This window comes from Methylocella tundrae, from assembly GCF_901905185.1.
Classification (GTDB): Bacteria; Pseudomonadota; Alphaproteobacteria; order Rhizobiales; family Beijerinckiaceae; genus Methylocapsa; species Methylocapsa tundrae.
In genome coordinates, this window is the sequence record NZ_CABFMQ020000001.1 from 20,024 (window position 1) to 39,397 (window position 19,374).

A 19,374-nucleotide genomic window follows, 5' to 3' on the forward strand; every position below is an offset into this window, starting at 1 on the left:
TTCTTCCGCCTATCGATGCAGCCACATGCGCAGAACAGCGAGCAACTGTTCGGTGTCGACGGGTTTGGCGAGATAATCCGACGCGCCGGCGTCAAGGCATTTCTCGCGATCGCCCTTCATCGCTCTCGCGGTCAGGGCGACGATCGGAAGACGCCGATGAGCGGCGTCGGCCCGCACGCGCTGGATCGTCTCATAGCCATCCATGTCGGGCATCATAATGTCCATCAGCACGATCGCGATGCCGGGTGTTGATTCGATAATCGAAATCGCCTCGCTCCCATTGGTGGCGGTCAGAACCGTCATGCCTCGCCGCTCAAGAACGCCGCTCAAGGCGAAGATGTTGCGCGCGTCGTCGTCGACCAGCAAGACCGTTCGGCCGATAAGATCCTCATCCGAATCATGCAGCCGTTCAATCAGCGCCTGCTTCGCCGCCGGCAGGCGGGAGACGGCGCGATGCAGGAAAAGCGCCGTCTCATCCAGCAGCCTTTCCGGAGATTCCACACCTTTCACCATGATGCTTCGCGCGATGGAACGCAGCGCCGCATCGTCTTCAATCGAAAGTTCCCGGCCGGTCGAGACGATGACCGGAACGCGCGAGAGAGCCATATCATCGCGCATCTCCTCCAGCACAGCAAAACCCGGCATGTCGGGCAGGGTCAGGTCGAGCACGACGCAATCAATCGTCTGCTCCCGCAACATCGACAAGGCGTCGGCGCCGCTGCCCGTCGTCAGCATTTCGACATCGTCGCCACCGAGCAGTTCGGCCAGCGCAAGCTGCTCCGCCTCATTGGCCGCGACGATCAGAAGTGTTTTCCGCGGCCTGTCCGCGTAATCCTTCAGCCGCGCCATAGCGGCTTCAAGATCGTCAATGTCAAAAGGCTTTCTGACAAAGCCGAAGGCGCCGCGAGAGAGGCTGTGATGACGGTCGTCATCGGCCGTGATGATCTCGACCGGTATGTGGCGTGTGGCGAGGCTTTGCTTCAATTGTCTTAGAACGCTCCAGCCGAGCATGTCAGGCAGAAACACGTCGAGGACGATGGCGGACGGTTGGTGCTGCTCCGCCAGCGCCAGCGCCTCCGCGCCGCGCGCGGCGATGACGGCCTTGAAGCCGCGCTCATGTGCCAATTCCGTCAGGATGCGCGCGTTATGCGCCTCGTTTTCAATAATCAGCAAGACGGCGTCGCCGGGATCGATGCTGTTGCGGTCGTCGGCGGCTTGATCGGAGACGCTATCGGCGCGCGTTGGGGTCTCCGGCGAACTCGATTGAGCCGAGTCCGGACCGTCGAACCGCGAGGACACTTGCGGCGCGGCATAGGCCAACGGCAGATAGAGCGTAAAGACGCTGCCCTCGCCGGGGTTGCTGCGCAGTTGAATCTCTCCGCCGAGCAGATGCGCGAGATCGCGACTGATTGCAAGCCCCAGTCCGGTGCCGCCATATTTGCGGCTGGTTCCTGCGTCGGCCTGCTGAAACGCCTCAAATATGATCCTCTGCTTTTCCGGCGGGATGCCGATCCCCGTGTCCGAAACTTCAAAGGCGACGACGCCTTGCGCATGCTGCAGCGAGACGTTGTCCGCGCTCCAGCCTTGCGTCGCCGGGACGACCGTCAGCTTGACTCCGCCCGAGCCCGTAAATTTGAAAGCGTTGGAAAGCAGATTTTTCAAAATCTGCCGCAAACGCTTGACGTCGGTCACGATGCTGCGGCCGAGCCCCTGCGCGGTCTCGACCTCGAACGCCAGCTCCCGGCTTTCCGCCTCGTGCCGGAACGGCCGCGCGATCGTCTGAAGCAGATGCGCGAAGGAAATCTCTTCCGCATCGACAGAGACCGTTCCTGATTCGATTTTCGAGAGGTCGAGAATGTCGCTGATCAGGTTTAGGAGATCGGTGCCGGCGGCGTGGATCGTTCGGGCGTATTCGACCTGCTTTGCAGATAGATTGCCGTCGGCGTTGTCGCTGAGCTGCTGCCCAAGGATCAGTATGCTGTTGAGAGGGGTGCGCAGCTCGTGGCTCATGTTCGCCAGAAACTCCGACTTGTATTTCGAGGTGAGCGCGAGTTCGCCGGCCTTTTCCTCCAGCGCGCGGCGGGCCTGCTCGATCTGTTGATTCTTCGCCTCGACCTCGATATTGCGCTCCTCGAGCTGTTGCGCCTTCAACTCCAGCTGCTCGTTGGTCTGTTGCAATTCGGTTTGTTGCGACAACAATTCTGAGGCCAGCTGCTGCGATTGCTTCAACAGGCCTTCCGTCTGCATCGTCGCTTCGATGCTGTTCAGCACGATTCCGATGCCGCTCGTCAGTTGGTCGAGAAACGAAATCTGAAGCCCGGTAAAGGCGCTGAGGGAGGCGAGTTCGATGACCGCCTTGACCTGCCCTTCGAACAGAATGGGCAGCACGATGGCGTTTTTGGGCGCCGCCCGAAAAAGCCCCGACCGGATCGGAATCACATTATCGGGCAAATCGGAAAGCAACAAGCGGCGCGCATCCTTGGCGCATTGACCGATCAGCCCCTCGCCAAACTGAAGCCCGCGCGGATAATCGCCGCTTCCCTCGTCGGCATAGGCCGCAAGGAGCGTCAGCCAAGGCGCGCTTTCCCCGTCGACCTGATAGATCACGCCGTGCTGCGCGTCGATCAGCGAGGCGAGCTCGGACAACAGGAGCCGACCCACAGTGGTGAGATCGCGCTGGCCTTGCAGCAGGCTCGTGAAGCGCGCCAGATTTGTTTTCAGCCAGTCCTGCTCTGTGTTGCGGTCGGTTGTCAGCCGCAGGTTGCGGATCATCGTATTGATGTTGTCTTTGAGTTCCGACACCTCGCCGCGCGCATCGACCTGGATGCTGCGCGTAAGATCGCCCTTCGTCACGGCGGTCGCGACTTCCGCGATGGCGCGCACCTGTGTCGTCAAATTCGCCGCGAGAAGGTTGACGTTGCCGGTCAGATCCTTCCAGGTTCCCGCCGCGCCCGGCACATTGGCCTGGCCGCCGAGCCGGCCCTCAACGCCGACCTCGCGCGCGACGCTCGTCACCTGATCGGCGAAAGTCGCCAGCGTATGCGTCATATTGTTGATCGTCTCGGCGAGCGCGGCGACCTCTCCCTTGGAGGCGACGGTGAGATTCTGCTTCAGATCGCCGTTTGCGACCGCCGTCACTACCTTGACGATGCCGCGCACCTGCTCGGTGAGGTTCGCGGCCATGACGTTCACGGTGTCGGTCAGGTCCTTCCAGGTCCCGGCGACGCCCGGCACCTGCGCTTGCCCGCCGAGCTTGCCCTCGGTGCCGACTTCGCGCGCGACGCGCGTCACTTCGCCGGCGAAGGCGTTGAGCTGATCGACCATCGTATTGATGGTGTTCTTGAGCTCGAGGATTTCCCCCTTCACGTCGACGGTGATCTTGCGCGACAGGTCGCCGCGCGCGACGGCGGTCGTCACCTCCGCTATGTTGCGCACCTGAGTCGTAAGGTTGGCCGCGAGTAGATTGACGTTGTCGGTCAGATCTTTCCATGTGCCAGCGACGCCGGGCACGACGGCCTGCCCGCCGAGCCGCCCGTCCGTGCCGACCTCGCGCGCGACGCGCGTCACTTCGCCCGCGAAGGAGCGGAGCTGGTCCACCATCGTGTTCAGCGTTTCCTTCAGCAGCAGGATTTCGCCGCGCACGTCGACGGTGATCTTGCGCGACAGATCGCCGTTGGCAATCGCGGTCGCGACGCCAGCGATATTGCGCACCTGATCCGTCAGATTGCCGGCCATTGAATTCACGTTGTCGGTGAGATCCTTCCAGGTTCCGGCGACGCCCGGCACCTGCGCCTGACCGCCGAGTTTGCCTTCCGTGCCTACTTCGCGCGCGACGCGCGTCACTTCCCCTGCAAATCCGTTGAGCTGATCGACCATGGTGTTGATGGTGTTCTTCAGCTCCAGAATTTCGCCTTTGACGTCGACCGTGATCTTGCGCGAGAGATCGCCGCGGGCGACAGCGGTCGTGACTTCCGCGACATTGCGCACCTGCGCCGTCAGATTCGACGCCATGGAGTTGACGTTCTCGGTCAAGTCCTTCCAGGTTCCGGCGACGCCCGGCACCTGCGCCTGTCCGCCGAGCTTGCCCTCGGTGCCGACTTCGCGCGCGACGCGCGTCACTTCGCCGGCGAAGCCGTTGAGCTGATCGACCATCGTGTTGATCGTCTCTTTCAGCTCCAGAATTTCGCCGCTGACATTGACGGTGATTTTTTTCGACAGGTCGCCGCTGGCCATGGCCATCGACACCGCCGCGATATTGCGGACCTGCGCCGTCAGGTTCGAGGCCATCGAGTTCACATTGTCGGTGAGGTCTTTCCAGGTTCCGGCCACTCCCGGCACCTGCGCCTGTCCGCCGAGGCGCCCTTCGGTGCCGACCTCGCGCGCGACGCGCGTCACTTCGCCGGCAAATCCATTGAGCTGATCGACCATTGTGTTCATGGTCTCTTTCAGCGCAAGGATTTCGCCGGAGACGTCCACCGTAATCTTGCGCGAAAGATCGCCGCGGGCGACAGCCGTCGTGACCTCTGCGATATTGCGCACTTGGGCCGTCAGATTGCCGCACATGGCGTTGACGGAGTCAGTCAGGTCCTTCCACGTTCCAGCGACGCCCGGAACGAGAGCCTGGCCGCCGAGCTTGCCCTCCGTGCCGACTTCCCTGGCGACGCGCGTCACCTCCGATGCGAACGAGCGCAACTGATCGACCATGGTGTTGATCGCTTCTTTCAGCTGCAGGATTTCGCCCCGGACATCGACCGTGATCTTTTTGGACAGGTCGCCATTTGCGACGGCGATGGTCACTTCAGCGATATTACGCACCTGCGCGGTCAGGTTCGAGGCCATTGAGTTGACGCTTTCGGTCAGATCCTTCCAGACGCCGGTCACCTCGCGAACCTGCGCCTGGCCGCCGAGCTTTCCGTCGGTGCCGACTTCGCGCGCGACGCGCGTCACTTCGGAGGTGAAGACGCTGAGCTGCGCGATCATGGCGTTGACGATCGTCGCCGAGCGCAGGAACTCGCCTTGGAGGGGGCGGCCTTTGACGTCGAGGGGCATCGACTGGAGCAAGTCGCCCTTGGCGATCGCGGTGATGGTTTGCGTGACCGCCGTCGTTGGCCACAAGAGATCGTCGATCAGCGTATTGACCGAGCCTTCCATGTCGGACCAGGCGCCATCGCTCAGGCCAAAGCGAACGCGGGTCTCGGTGCGGCCTTCGCGGCCGACGGCTTGGCCGACGCGTTCGAGCTGCCGCGCTATCCGCTCATTGGCTCCGACGATATCGTTGAAGGCGTCGGCGATCTTGCCTTTGATGCCGGTTTCGTTGCGCGGCAGGCGCACGGAAAAATCGCCGCTTCGCATGGTCTGGAGCGCTTCGAGCAATTGATCCAGAACGACGGAGCAGGCCGAAGCATCAAGATCCGCGCTCTTTCCAGTCAATTGTCCGGATTTAGCCTTGGCGTCCTCTTTTGAAAACATCCTCGACATGGTGGCGCTCCCGTCGTCTGCCAGCAATGGCTCAGCAGCGTCAAAGTCTTGACTGTCCGAATATCGCCATTGTGTCGCAGCTTTCCGAGGTCAGCAAGGCGCTTATGACCGCTCGCGCTCGCGCTCGGGGAGGGGAAAAATCGGGGTTCGGCCGCGGCAGCGCTCGCAAGCGCGAGGATGACGCTCGTCATGTGTCTGCCGCCGGCGCGGGATGAAGATGGCGCGTCACTCCGCCCCGCGCAGCTCGGGCTGAGCGGGAGGCGCAAAAATAGCGGCGCAAAAAGAGCGGCGAATGTCGCCGCTCTGTTCACCTATCAGGCTTTTGTCGAATCACTCCGCCGCGAGCTGAACCCCCTGCTTGGCCAAAGCGGAGCGGACGCCGTCGCCATAGGCTTTGTCCGCCTTGTCGAAATGCGCAAGCTGGCGGTCGATGATGAATGTCGGCACGCCGGCCATCGCCTCGGCGATGTTCTGGAAAAGCTGCGCTTTCTGCGAATCCGACATCAGGCGGAAGAGATTGCCGGGCTGCGTATAATCATCATTGCCTTCGCGATGATTGTAGCGCGCGGCGTCGCCCGAGATCGGCAGCGGCGGCTCTTCGGCGACATTGGTCTGAACCGGACCGTTGAAGGAGTTCGGCTCGTAATAAGCGTCGGGATTGTCTGAATAGTCGGACCGCATCGGACCGTCGAGGTGATAGGTGTTGACGGCGTTCTTCGGACGGTTGACCGGCAGCGATTCGTAATGGGTGCCGATCCGATAGCGATGCGCGTCGGCATAGGAGAATATGCGCGCCTGCAGCATTTTGTCGGGCGAGAAGCTGACGCCCGGCACGACATTGGAGGGCGAGAACGAGGATTGCTCGATTTCGGCGAAATAATTTTCCGGGTTCCGGTTGAGCTCGAGCACGCCGACCTCGATCAGCGGGAAATCCCCGTGCGGCCACACTTTTGTCAGGTCGAAAGGATTGAATGGCGTTCTATCGGCCTCCGCTTCCGTCATGATCTGAACGTAAAACCGCCATTTCGGGAAATCGCGCCGCTCGATCGACTCGAAAAGGTCGCGCTGCGCGCTTTCGCGGTCGGTGGCGACCACGGCTTCAGCCTCGCGATTGGTCCAGTTCTTGATGCCTTGCATCGATTTGAAGTGGAATTTAACCCAGTGTCGCTCATTTTGCGCGTTGATGAATGAGTAGGTATGCGATCCAAAGCCATGCATGTGGCGCATGCCCTGAGGAAGGCCGCGATCCGACATCAAAATGGTGACCTGATGCAGGCTTTCCGGGCTCAGCGACCAGAAATCCCACATCGCAGCCGGCGAGCGCATGTTGGTCTTCGGATGGCGCTTTTGCGTATGGATGAAGTCAGGAAATTTCAAGGGATCGCGGACGAAAAATACCGGGGTGTTGTTGCCGACGAGGTCCCAATTGCCTTCTTCGGTATAGAATTTCAGCGCAAAACCGCGCACGTCGCGCTCGGCGTCGGCCGCGCCGCGCTCGCCGGCGACGGTCGAGAAACGCGCCAGCATCTCCGTCTTCTTGCCAATTTCGGAGAACAGCCTGGCCTTGGTATAGCGCGTGATGTCATGCGTGACCGTCAGCGCGCCAAACGCGCCGACGCCCTTGGCGTGCACGGTGCGTTCGGGAATGCGTTCGCGATTTTGATGGGCGAGCTTTTCGAGAAGCTTGTAATCTTCCATCAGCACAGGGCCGCGCGGTCCTGCGGTGATGGAATTCTGATTGTCGGAGACCGGCGCGCCGCCGGTCGTGGTCAGGATCTTGTCGCTCACAGGCTAACTCCTCAGTTGATGGAAACTAGGCTATAGAGGACGGCTCTCGGCGTCGAAGTGGTTGTCTCGATAGTCTTCATTGCCGCGGTCTATGGTCCGCGCCGCCGTGTAGACGGCGGTCCTTGCATGGAGCGGCAATGCGCGCCGCCCCTTTCCGGGCTCTCCGGCAAGGGTCAAGATAGTCCCTCGGTCTGCTGCATATTGTCGCGTTGGACGGCTTCCGGCAAGCACGATTGCAGCGCCCCGCGCATAGCCCCAGCTCCGGAAATGGTTGAACTTGCATATTGCAATCAACTGCATAATTTGCTTTGTTGGCGTTCAAACTGGCGCTTTCGACGCGAGGGCCAGAAGCCGGACCGCGATGCAACCGGCTGAGATCTGCGCCGCCAACGCCACGTCTTTCAAACCGCCGTGAATAAGCTTAATGGCGCCGCTCTTGCCAGATAGGCTGGCGCCGCTCGTTCATGACAGGGTCCTTGGAGTTTCACATGCGGGGCATTCGGTTTTCAGTTTCTCCTTTTGCGCGCGCGATCATCGTCTGCGGCGTCATCGCGGGGGCTCTCGCGGTCCCGCGAGGAGCCTTCGCAGAGGGACCGCCGCCGCCAGCCGTCACGGTCGCGCATCCGCTGGCCAAATCGGTGCCGCGCTGGGACGAATATACCGGCCGGTTCGAGCCGCTTCAGCAGGTCGAGGTGCGCCCGCGCGTATCGGGGGCGGTCGATACGATCAACTTCGTCGACGGCCAGATCGTCAAGACGGGAGATCTGCTTTTCGTCATCGACCCGAGGCCCTATCAGATCGCCGTCGATAGCGCGAAAGCCGACGTCGCCAAAGCGCAGGCGCAAGTCGAAGTCGCCGCCAATGACGTGACGCGGGCGCAGCAGCTGGCCGAGACCCGGGCGATCACCTTGCGCGACGTCGATCAGCGCAAAGCCACTCTCGATGTCGCCCGGGCTCAGCAGCTCAGCGCGGAAGCCGCGCTGCACAACGCCGAACTCAATCTCGAATGGACGCAGGTGCGCGCGCCGATACCCGGCCGCGTCTCTGACCATAAGATCGACATCGGCAATCTGGTGCAGGGCGGCCAGTCGGGGGCGACCCTGCTCACGACCATCGTGACGCTCGACCCGATCCATTTCGTGTTCGACGCGTCGGAGGCTGACTACATCCGCTATGCCCGCCTCGCCACTGCGAAGGAGAGGCCTTCGTCGCGGCAATTCAAAAATCCCGTCATGGTCCGCCTCGCCGATGAAGCCGACTGGAGCCATAGCCACGCGGGCGTCATGGACTTCGTCGACAATCAGCTCAACGCCCGCGCCGGCATCATTCGCGGCCGCGCCATCTTTGAAAACAAGGATCTGTTCCTCCTGCCCGGCACCTTCGGGCGGCTGCGGCTGTTCGGCGGCAACATCAATGCGCTGCTGATTCCCGATTCGACGATAGCGTCGGATCAGGCGAGCAAGATCGTTTTGACGGTCAACGCCGACAACAAGGTCGTGCCAAAAACGGTGACGCTCGGCGCCATGTATCAGGGTTTGCGCGTCATTCTCGCCGGGCTCTCCGAGAACGACCGCGTCGTCATCGAAGGCATCGCCAACCCCTTTGTGCGGCCGGGGGCGGTGGTCGCTCCGAAGGAGGGCGCGATCACCCTTCCGGCGGAGGCGGCCTCGAACTGATGATCGAGTCTTGGTGATCGAGGCCTGACGAAGCGAAGCGCATGGCGGCTCGCTTCGGAGGAAATGCGGCAACATTGAAGGACGAGAGCATTTTTCCGACCGGAGAAGGCTCTGGCGTCAGCGGGCAAGGACGACCATGCGTTTCTCTCATTTCTTCATCGACCGGCCGATCTTCGCCGCGGTGCTTTCGATCATTTTGACGATCGCCGGCGCGATCGCGCAAAGGTCGCTGCCCGTTTCCGAATATCCGGAAATCGCGCCGCCGACGGTGAACATCACGACAATTTACCCAGGCGCCTCCGCCGAGGTTATCGCGGCGACCGTCGCGACGCCGATCGAGCAGCAGGTCAACGGCGTCGACGACATGCTCTACATCACCTCGCAATCGACGGGCGACGGGAAGCTCTCGATCAACGTCGTTTTCAAGCCGGGAACCAACGTCGATCAGGCGCAGGTGCTGGTGCAAAACCGCGTCGCGATCGCCACCCCGCGGCTGCCTCAGGAAGTCATCCGGCAGGGCGTGACCGTGCAGAAGTCCTCGCCCGACCTCATGATGGTCGTCCATATGATCTCGCCCGACGGCTCGCGCGATCAGAAATATATCTCGAACTATGCGACGCTCCATCTCAAGGACCAGCTCGCGCGGGTCGACGGCGTGGGCGACGTCCAGATTTTTGGCGCGCGCGACTATTCGATGCGCGTCTGGCTCGATCCGGGCAAAGTCGCGGCGCGCGGCCTCACCGCCGGCGAGGTCGTCGCCGCGCTGCAGGCCGCCAATCTTCAGGTCGCCGCCGGCGCCATTAACCAGCCGCCGGTGTCTTCGCCGGCAGCCTTTCAGCTGGCCGTTCAAACGCTCGGGCGCCTCAGCGATCCAGCGCAGTTCGGAGACATTGTGCTCAGATCGGACGGCGATGGTTACGTGCGGCTGCGCGACGTCGCCCGCATCGAGCTTGGGGCGCAGGACTATACGGTCAACGCCTATCTCGACCGTGACGTCGCAACGGCGATGGTGGTCTTCCAGCGGCCGGGGTCGAATGCTCTGGCGACCGCGGCGCTGGTCAAGGCCGCCATGGAGACGGCGAAAAAGGATTTCCCGCCGGGCATCGACTATACGGTCGTCTATAATCCGACGGAGTTTATTCAGCAGTCGGTCGATGAAGTCGTGCACACGCTTTTTGAGGCGGTCGGGCTCGTCGTCATCGTCGTCGTCGTGTTCCTGCAGACGTGGCGCGCCGCGATCATTCCGGTGATCGCCATTCCGGTTTCGCTGATCGGCTGTTTCCTGTTCATGAGCGGCGTTGGACTAACTTTCAACACGCTATCCCTCTTTGGTCTTGTGCTGGCGATCGGCATTGTCGTCGATGATGCAATCGTCGTCGTCGAAAATGTCGAGCGCTACCTTGAACATGGCATGGACCCGAAGGACGCGGCGCATAAGACAATGGACGAGGTCGGCGGCGCATTGCTCGCGATCGCCCTTGTGCTTTGCGCGGTGTTCATCCCGACGGCCTTCATTACCGGCCTGCAGGGCGCTTTCTACAAGCAGTTCGCGATCACCATCGCCAGCGCGACCCTGATTTCCGCCTTCGTCTCCCTGACCTTGTCTCCGGCCCTCGCCGCCATTCTGCTCAAGCGGCGCGAAGGGGCGCCGAAGACATCGGGGCTGATCTACTGGCTCTCGACGCCCCTGCGCTGGTTTTTCGCAGCCTTCAACTGGGCGTTCGAAAAGCTCAGCAATGGCTATGGCGCGTTGACGGCGAGGCTCATCAGGGTCGGCTTCGTGTCGCTGATTATCTACGGCGGCCTCATCTATTTCGCCTTCGACCTTCTGAACAAGACTCCGACGGGACTCATTCCGCCGCTCGATCGCGGCTATCTCATCGCCGCGTTCCAGCTGCCGCCCGGCTCTTCGCTCGACCGCACCGACAAAGTGCTGCGCGACGCGACCGACATCATCCTGCACCGGGAGGGCGTTGAGCACGCCGTTGTTTTCGCCGGCTTCGACGGAGCGACCTTCACCAACGCCACCAACACTGGCGTTATCTTCGTCGCGTTGCAGCCCTTCGAGGAGCGCGTCAAGAAAGGTCTGACGGCGGCGAAAATCCTCGCTGACGTGCGCCAGCACATCGGCGTGCTCACAGACGCCTTCGCTTTCGTGCTGGAGCCACCATCCGTTCCCGGCATCGGCACCGGCGGCGGCCTCAAGGGTTATGTTCAAGATCGCGCCGGCCGCGGCCTGCCGGCGCTGGAAAACGCGACCTGGGGCCTTGTCGGCGCGATCGCCGCCAATCCCGGCTTCGCTCAACCCTTTACGCTGTTCAATACGAAAACGCCGCAGATCTACGCCGACATCGACCGCACCAAGGCGGAGTTGCTCGGCGTTCCGATTTCGCGCGTCTTCGAAGCCCTGTCCGTCTATATGGGATCGGCCTATATCAACGACTTCAACATTCTGGGGCGCACCTATCAGGTCACCGCGCAGGCTGACAACCCGTTCCGGCTGACGACGCGGGACGTCGCGAATCTCAAGACCCGCAACGCCAGCTGCGATATGGTGCCGATCGGCTCGGTCGCGACGCTGAACGACACCACCGGACCGTTCCGCGTGACGCGTTACAATCTTTTCCCGGCGGCGGAAGTCCAGGTCAGCCTCGCCCGCGGCTTCTCTTCGGGTCAGGGCATTGCGGCTGTCGAGGCTCTCGCGAAAGAGAAGTTGCCGCAAGGTTTCGGCTTCGAATGGACAGAGATCGCGCTGCAGGAAAAGCTTGCCGGCAATACGGCGATCCTCGCTTTCGGCCTCGCCGTCGTCTTCGTCTTTCTCCTGCTCGCCGCGCTGTATGAAAGCTGGCTGCTGCCGTTCGCCGTCATCCTCATCGTGCCCATGTGCATTCTTGCGGCCATGCTTGGCGTCACCTATCGAGACCTCGACCGCAATATTCTGGTCGATATCGGCCTCGTCGTTCTTGTCGGTCTCGCGGCGAAGAACGCCATCCTGATCGTCGAATTCGCCAAGCAGGCCGAGGAGGAAGGCCATACGCGGTTTGAAGCCGCCGTCAGCGCCGCGCGGACGCGGCTGCGTCCGATCCTGATGACCTCCTTCGCGTTCATCTTCGGCGTGTTGCCGCTCGCCCGCGCCGAGGGCGCTGGCGCCGAGATGCGCCAATCGCTCGGCACCGCGGTCTTTGCCGGCATGTTGGGCGTGACTCTGTTCGGACTTTTGTTCACGCCGACCTTCTATGTCGTCGTGCGCGGCTTCGGGGCGTGGCTTGGCCGTTTCAGGAAAAAGCCGACGCCGGATGCGGGGGCGCGCGAGCGCTCCGCGCGGGGGGACGGTCATGGCAAAGCAAAGCAGGCGCCGACGGATGAAGTTCTGCCGGGGTAGACTTCGGAGACGCCGGCTCGTTCAACCAGCGCCGCCGATCGAAGCCGCCGACGCGCGCGGCCTCGCGCGGCGCGGCATTTCACCTTTTTTGCCCAACTGCGATTGTTCGTTCTCAAACGGCCAAATCGTAACTATCATGATGGAGGTGACTTAGACCGGCGGGAGCGAAGGGCTTCAGGAAACGCCTGTTCAACGGTTCGGAGGATGCTCTCGGCCAATGCCCCGCGTTTCCAGACGCCGGCGGTCTTCGTGACGCAGATCCGCCTCCGTCCCACGGCCCCGCACGATCGCTTGCAACGGAAGCTATCACTTGCAACGGAAGCTTCGGGAGATGCCCATGGCCTACACAATCAAAGTCAATGGAGTGGAACGCACCGCCGATGTCGATGGAGACACCCCCCTTCTTTGGGTTCTGCGCGATGTTTTTGGAATGACCGGCACCAAATTCGGCTGCGGCGCTTCGCTCTGCGGCGCATGCACAGTGCATCAGGACGGAAACGCCATTCGATCCTGCATCACCTCGATCGACAGCATCGGCGGTTCGTCGATCACGACGATCGAAGCCATCGGCGATACGCCGTCCGGCGCGAAAATTCAGAAAGCCTGGCTCGATCTTGAGGCGCCGCAATGCGGTTACTGTCAGTCGGGCCAGATCATGTCCGCCGCCGCGCTTCTCGCGGGCAACGCACATCCAAGCGATAACGATATCGATGAGGCGATGTCCGGCAATATATGCCGATGCGGCACATATTCGCGCATTCGGGAAGCGATCAAACTCGCGGCCGGCGAGAACGCCGTCAAGCAGGGAGGCTGACCCATGTTGCTCGATCATGTCATTATTGATGGCGGGGACGCCGGCTCCGCTCCATCCTCAAGCGGCCATTCGCGCCGGAACTTTCTGAAAATCGGCGCAGCGGCGGGCGGCGGCCTGCTCCTTGGCTTCCGTCTGTCAGGCTTTAGCGGCGCGGCCGCGGCGGCGGACTCTGAAGATTTCGCGCCCAACGCCTATATTCGCATCGGTCGCGACAATGAGGTGACGCTGATTGTCGCGCAGGTCGAGATGGGCCAGGGCACGTTCACCTCCATGCCCATGCTGATCGCCGAGGAATTGGAGGTTGATCTCGGCCAGGTGCGCGTCGAACCGGCGCCTGCAAACGATAAGCTTTACGCCAATCCGTTGCTCGGCTTCCAGGCCACCGGCGGTTCGACTTCGGTGCGTGCGCTCTGGAAGCCGCTGCTGCAAGCAGGCGCGGCGGCGCGCGTCCTGCTGATCAAGGCGGCTGCCGAAACTTGGAATGTCGATCCGGCTTCCTTGCGCGCCGAGAAAGGCGAAGTCATCGACGCCGCGTCGAGCCGCAAGCTCTCTTATGGCGCGCTGGCCGACAAGGCGGCGACCTACCCTGTCCCGGACGCGCCCGCGCTGAAAGATCCAAAGGATTATAAGCTCATCGGGACGCCGGCGAAACGGGTCGACACGCCGAGCAAGCTGAACGGATCGGCGAAATACGGTATAGACGCGATGCTTCCCGGCATGAAATTCGCCGCCGTCGCCGCCTGTCCGACCTTCGGCGGCAAGCTCAAAAGCGTCGACGACAGCAAGGCGATGGCGGTGAAGGGTGTGCGCCAGATCGTCAGACTCGACGACGCGGTCGCGGTGATCGCCGACCACAATGGCGCGGCGCGCAAAGGTCTCGCCGCTCTCGTTATCGCCTGGAACGACGGTCCGAACGCCCATGTGTCCCAGGCCGATCTCATCGAACAACTGAGGGAAGCCGCGAAGACGGACGGGGTCGTCGCTTCCAGGATCGGCGACGCGCAAAAGGCGATCAGCGGCGCCGCAAAAAAAATCGAGGCCGTCTATCAGCAGCCGTTCCTCGCCCATGCCGCCATGGAGCCGATGAATTGCACGCTCGACCTTCGCGAGGACGGGTGCGACGTCTTTGTCGGCACGCAAGTGATCACGAGAGCGCAAGCCGCCGTCGCCAAGGCGACCGGGCTGCCGCTGAACAAGGTGAAGGTGCACAATCATTTGATCGGCGGCGGTTTCGGGCGCCGGCTTGATGAAGACGGGATCTATCAGGCCGCAAGGATCGCCAAAGAGGTCGACGGCCCCGTGAAAGTGGTCTGGTCGCGCGAAGAAGACACCCAGCACGACGTCTACCGGCCCTATTATTATGATGTGCTCGCCGCGGGGCTCGACGAGAGCGGCGCCCCCATCGCTTTCAGCCATCGCGTCGTGGGCTCCTCCATCTTGGCGCGCTGGGCGCCGCCACTGTTCAAGGGCGGCCTCGATTTCGACGCCGTCGAAGGCGCGGCGGGTCCATACAGCTTTCCCAATGTTCTCGTCGACTATGTGCGTCACGAGCCGCCGCCGGGCATGACGACGGGCTGGTGGCGCGGCGTCGGCATGACCCATAACGCCTTCATGGTCGAAGGCTTTATCGATGAGCTGGCCGCGGCCGCGAAGAAAGATCCGGTCGAATTTCGCCGCGCGCTGCTCGGCAAATCCCCGCGCGCGAAAGCGGTGCTCGATCTCGCGGCGGAGAAATCCGGCTGGGGCTCGCCCCTGCCGGCAGGGCGCGGCCGCGGCGTCTCGGTCATCTTCGGTTTTGGAAGCTATCTGGCCCAGGTCGCCGAGGTCGCGGTCGACAAGGACGGAACGGTGCGCGTCGAACGCATCGTCGCCGCCTTCGATTGCGGCCGGCAGGTCAATCCGGACACTTTGAAGGCGCAGATTGAGGGCGGGTCCATCTTTGGCGTCACCGCCGCGCTCTACGGCGAGATCACGCTCAGGGACGGGCGCGTCGAACAGGGTAATTTTGACACCTACCAATTGCTCCGGATCAATGAGGCTCCCAAAATAGAAGTCTATCTGGTGGACAGTCAGGAGGCGCCGGGAGGCGCTGGCGAGCCGGGGACGGCCGGAATCGCTCCCGCTATCGTCAATGCGATCTTCGCGGCCACCGGCAAGCGGTTGCGAAAACTGCCGATCGACGCAAATGCGCTGAGATCGGCGTAAAGGGATGCGGCGCCCCGAAAATTAGCGCGTTGCGCTACCCGCGAAGGCCGCGCGGCCCTGTGGCGGGGGAAAAGCATCGCTTTGTGAGAGAATCATGCGCCGTAAGAGCTTCGAGACCATGGAATGCCCCATCGCCCGCAGTCTCGAAAGAGTCGGCGAATGGTGGAGCATTCTCATCCTGCGCGACGCTCTCAGCGGCATCACGCGGTTCGACGCCTTCGAGGCCAATCTCAAGATCGCGCCGAACATGCTGACGCGGCGTCTCAACGCCCTCGTCGAGGACGGCCTCCTGGAGCGCCGGCTCTATCATGAGCGTCCGAAGCGCTATGAATATGTACTGACCGCAAGGGGGCGCGATTTCCTGCCGGTCCTTTTCGCTCTGGTCGATTATGGCAATCGCCAGTTCACGACGGAAGGCGAAAAGGTTCAAATCGTCGATCTGGAGACAGGCCGCATCATTGATCCTGTGCTGGTCGACCGCGCGACCGGCGCGCCCCTGACGGGAGCATCGCGCTTCGGGTTCATCAAAAGCGCCCCTGATGGCGCTCCGCAAGCCTGTGAACGTGATGCCGCCACCCCGCTCCGGGCTTCGTCGCGAGGTAGAGCATGACGCCGGAAAGTTGCGGACTTTTCGACATCTTGCTTTAAGCCCGTTCGTCGATGTCCCAGGTTGCGATCAGGCCCCGATAGGCGGGCTCCGGCGCGCGCTCGCCAAACAGCCGGCGTTTGCCGAGGCCGTAACGAATGAGCAGATTGGCGAACAGGCCCGGTCCGCTCGAGTAAATGCGCCAGCCCCCTTCGAGGCCGATCTCTCCCCTCCGGACGCGATCCCATTGCGCGCTGGCGCTTAAGCGATCGGCGAAGGCCGCGTCGCTGCTGCTGAAAAAAGCATTGCGCTGGCGCGGCAACGCTTGCGCCAGCCTGTTTCCGACCGAGACCGGATTGACGATTTCGAGCGCCTCGAAAAGCGCGTCGAGATCGCCGAGCACAGCCACGGCCTCGCCATAGCGCAGATGCGAATGCGTATACATGAGGCCGATCTCGCGGCCGAAGAAAGAGGATGATTCGGCGCGCCGAAAGATCGTCTGTGGGCCGCCGCTATAATGGACCGGCCGGTCCATCAGCCTTGCTCCATCGGGAAAGATGAGATGATCACGGATAAGGCGCAGATGATGGCGCGTCTGTTCCGGCGTAAATAGACCGCCGATGATGCTGCGCGTCATCGGCAGCAGCGAATAGCGCAGGCCCGTGCGGGAATCGCTCGGATGCAGCAGCAGTTCGGGTTGGGAGCGTCCCGGGCCGAAAACGCCGTAACCCGCGACCGTCTCGTCGCGAATGAGATAGGCGTTGAAATCCGCCCGCATGGCCTCCGCGAGTTTGTCCAGCGGGTCGGCCTCCCACGCGCGGCTCGCCTCGCGCAGAACGCCAGCGTAGCGGCGCAGCTGCTGAAACAGGAGAGCGGCCGTCCAGCTCGAGACCATCCAGTCCCGCATCAGAGGGTCAACGGGCTGAAGCGAATCGTTCCAGTCGCCTTCGCCATAGCGCATGAGATGCATGCCGGGAATGAAGCGCAGCCGAACGGCCGAGATCAGCTTTTCAATATGCGCCGCGACGGTGTCCACGCGCTCCGTGCGTTCAAGCGTATCCTCGCGCCGCCATGCGATCTTCTCATCGAGAAAAGCGAAGTCTCCGGTCGCCTCGATATAATCATTCAGCGCCTTTAGGGGCCAGACGATGATGTCGCCATGGCTGACGCGGTCCTGGACGATCGCGTAAGGGTCGAGCATGAACCATTGCGGCCAGTCCCCGCTCGACTGATATTGCTGAGCGAAGACGAGGCGCAGAATCTCTTTGACGGGTTCGTCATGCTCCAGCGCGAGCAGAAACTCGACGGGTCCCTGACAGACGTCGCGCGCGCCCCAGGCGGCGCCGGTATATTGTTCGAGGCCATGCGGCGCGGTGAGATGGATCATGGCGTTCTGCGCCAGCCAGGGAAACAGGCAGTCGAGCGCGCTGTTTCCCTCGATGCGCAAACCGCGTGTGACCGAACGCCAGAAGCGCTCGGCTGGCGCCAGCAGATCCTCATCCGCGACGCCCCGCTCGAATTTTTGGGCGAGCGCGTCGGCCTCGGCCGCATCGGTCATGGAGCCGGCGACGGCGAAAGAGAAGTCGCGCGTCGGCCTCGTGCGGAGCGCCACGTAAGCGCCGCCACGGAAACGGCCGTCCGTATAAAGCAGCTCATCGCCGCCGATCGCCTCGATGGCGTCAGGGGCGCCGCTGACGAGATGATAGACCGCATTCGGGTAGCGCTGGCCCCAGAGCCAGTTCGGATCGGGGCGCAGGGAAGCGCGCTTCGTCTCCGCGTTTACCTCGATCCGGCTTTCGTGGTCGAATTCGCGCTCGCCCAACGCCAGATGGCCGAAGATGAGAAAGCGGCAGGGATCGCCTTCGACTTCGATGCGCCATTGCATCGCGGGATTTTGACCCGAAGCAATGGCGCTGATGGTGATCGTGCGGTTGCCCAGCGCATAGATCCAGCGGCAATGGGAGAGGCCGATCTCGAAGGCGGACGGGATCGCCAGCATCCGCCAGCCTTCGCCAAGGTCGGCCATGATCCGTAAACCGCTGGCGCGGGAGACGTTGTAAGGATCGCGCGAGACCGAAAACAGCTTGTGAAACGAGGTGTTGCCGATCGTGAGCTGGGCCCCGAAAACGCCATGCATCCAGGCGGTTGCGCAAAGCGTCGCATCATCCGGCAGCATCGCGGCGCCAGAGCGCAGAAGCGCGCCATGACGGCGCGTTAATATCCGCTCCTTGTCGCGCAAGACGATATGAGAATTGTGCGGCGCATTCGGAGTAAAAAACGAAAGCAGGCGGCCGTCGGCCCGCTCCTCGTGCAGGCGGTCGGGGAAGCGTCTGGCGATCTCGTCTTCCGGGAGGAGCGCCGCTTTGGCGGGCGCCGCGCCCTGGACGAGGCTGCGGACGGGCGTCGTCAGGGGCGGCGCTTCCAGCGCGACATCCCTCCACGCGATCGCGTCGATGCGCGCGAGATCCGCGTCGCCCGACGCGCGGGGCTGATCCGGCTCATAGAGGCCGAAGAAGCGCCAGGCGGCGCTTTGCCCAGGCGCCAGCGCGATGGGCGCGGACTGGATCGCGACGCAGGCCATCTCATGCTGCAGCCGCGCATCCGGCAGGTCGACGCCGAAAGGAAAGCTGAAAGCGTTGTCATCACGAAAGGCGGGACCAAAAAGCTGCTTGCCGTCGGTCGCATAGCTTATCGCGCCATCGAGGCAGCCATGCATCACGAAGGGGCAGCGGCCCTCTTGCGCCAGATTCTGGCGGCTCATCACGACGGGGCCGAAGCGCTCATGCTTCGCGGCGAAATGGTCGATATATTGCGAGACATAGGCTTCATTGTTCATAAGGAAGCCGCGCGGCCCAAGCCCGATGTCCTGAATCAGAATCGCATCCATGGCGCGAACGGCGCCGCGATTCTCGACGTCGAGCCGCCAGATCCAGGCGGCTTGGTGCGGCTGCGCAAAAAGCGTGACGCGATGGCGCACGCCCTGTGTTTCGCCCTCAAAGACGAAGCACTCTCGCCCGGCGCCGAAACGAATGTCGGCGTTTGGCCCGACGACCTCGATCGGCGGCGCTCCCTCAAGGCGCAGATAGATGCGCCCGACGCCGCCGTCGATCGGCGACCCTAGCAGCTGATTGATCAGGATCGGGGCGGCGCCGTCGCGATGATGTTCGATCGAGAAGACGCATCCGTTCGGCAGCGCGCTGATTTTAAGGCCGCCGCCGTTCTCGATCCGGCTGAGACCGAGGGCGCCGTCGCGCGGCGTAGTCCAATTGCGCGCCTTGAGGCCGGTCATCTTTTGTTCGCCCTCAATTGCGTGCAAGGAGCGCCGCCGCATGGCGCCGCAGGGGCGGCAACATAAAAGATGGTGCGCGCCGCCGCAAATCAGCCGGTCGGGATCCACCAAGCCCTTGCCGGCGTTGCGCGGGCGCGTTTCACTGCATGTGTTTCG

General features: G+C 62.6%; 8 protein-coding genes. 5 read left to right on the forward strand and 3 right to left on the reverse strand.

What is annotated here, in order from left to right; genetic code table 11:
• Positions 1-9: 9 nt before the first annotated feature.
• Together MPC4_RS00090 and MPC4_RS00095 are read right to left on the reverse strand one after the other, a co-directional pair.
• A complete protein-coding gene (locus MPC4_RS00090) occupies positions 10-5,352 on the reverse strand; it encodes a HAMP domain-containing protein (RefSeq protein WP_244628790.1) in 5,343 nt (1,780 codons plus the stop codon).
• Positions 5,353-5,808: 456 nt separating this feature from the next.
• Positions 5,809-7,266 carry a catalase gene (locus MPC4_RS00095; RefSeq protein WP_174510730.1) on the reverse strand — a complete coding sequence of 486 codons (1,458 nt, stop codon included), beginning with the start codon at positions 7,264-7,266 and terminating at the stop codon, positions 5,809-5,811.
• Between the two features lie 488 nt (positions 7,267-7,754).
• On the opposite strand from MPC4_RS00095, the gene MPC4_RS00100 reads away from it, so the two are divergent.
• From MPC4_RS00100 to MPC4_RS00120, 5 genes are all read left to right on the forward strand, one after another.
• On the forward strand, positions 7,755-8,942 hold the full coding sequence (locus MPC4_RS00100) for an efflux RND transporter periplasmic adaptor subunit (RefSeq protein ID WP_174510731.1): 1,188 nt from the start codon (positions 7,755-7,757) through the stop codon (positions 8,940-8,942).
• Between the two features lie 136 nt (positions 8,943-9,078).
• Positions 9,079-12,324, forward strand: coding sequence for an efflux RND transporter permease subunit (locus MPC4_RS00105; protein WP_174510732.1), 3,246 nt, complete (start codon positions 9,079-9,081; stop codon positions 12,322-12,324).
• Positions 12,325-12,661: 337 nt separating this feature from the next.
• Positions 12,662-13,138 (forward strand): (2Fe-2S)-binding protein, encoded by a 477-nt coding sequence (locus tag MPC4_RS00110; protein WP_174510733.1) that lies wholly within the window; start codon positions 12,662-12,664, stop codon positions 13,136-13,138.
• Between the two features lie 3 nt (positions 13,139-13,141).
• Positions 13,142-15,343, forward strand: coding sequence for a xanthine dehydrogenase family protein molybdopterin-binding subunit (locus tag MPC4_RS00115; RefSeq protein ID WP_174510734.1), 2,202 nt, complete (start codon positions 13,142-13,144; stop codon positions 15,341-15,343).
• A gap of 94 nt (positions 15,344-15,437) precedes the next feature.
• A complete protein-coding gene (locus MPC4_RS00120; RefSeq protein WP_174510735.1) occupies positions 15,438-15,953 on the forward strand; it encodes a winged helix-turn-helix transcriptional regulator in 516 nt (171 codons plus the stop codon).
• A 34-nt stretch (positions 15,954-15,987) separates the two neighbouring features.
• On the opposite strand, the gene MPC4_RS00125 is transcribed toward MPC4_RS00120, so the two are convergent.
• Entirely contained in the window at positions 15,988-19,218 is a 3,231-nt protein-coding gene (locus tag MPC4_RS00125; protein WP_174510736.1) for a GH36-type glycosyl hydrolase domain-containing protein, read from the reverse strand.
• Positions 19,219-19,374 lie beyond the last annotated feature (156 nt).

Bases quoted from the DNA above. Each gene is read 5' to 3' on its own strand.
- MPC4_RS00110 (WP_174510733.1), top strand. From the start codon at position 12,662: ATGGCCTACACAATCAAAGTCAATGGAGTGGAACGCACCGCCGATGTC.
- MPC4_RS00105 (WP_174510732.1), top strand. From the start codon at position 9,079: ATGCGTTTCTCTCATTTCTTCATCGACCGGCCGATCTTCGCCGCGGTG.
- MPC4_RS00125 (WP_174510736.1), bottom strand. From the start codon at position 19,218: ATGACCGGCCTCAAGGCGCGCAATTGGACTACGCCGCGCGACGGCGCC.
- MPC4_RS00090 (WP_244628790.1), bottom strand. From the start codon at position 5,352: ATGCGAAGCGGCGATTTTTCCGTGCGCCTGCCGCGCAACGAAACCGGC.
- MPC4_RS00120 (WP_174510735.1), top strand. From the start codon at position 15,438: ATGCGCCGTAAGAGCTTCGAGACCATGGAATGCCCCATCGCCCGCAGT.
- MPC4_RS00100 (WP_174510731.1), top strand. From the start codon at position 7,755: ATGCGGGGCATTCGGTTTTCAGTTTCTCCTTTTGCGCGCGCGATCATC.
- MPC4_RS00115 (WP_174510734.1), top strand. From the start codon at position 13,142: ATGTTGCTCGATCATGTCATTATTGATGGCGGGGACGCCGGCTCCGCT.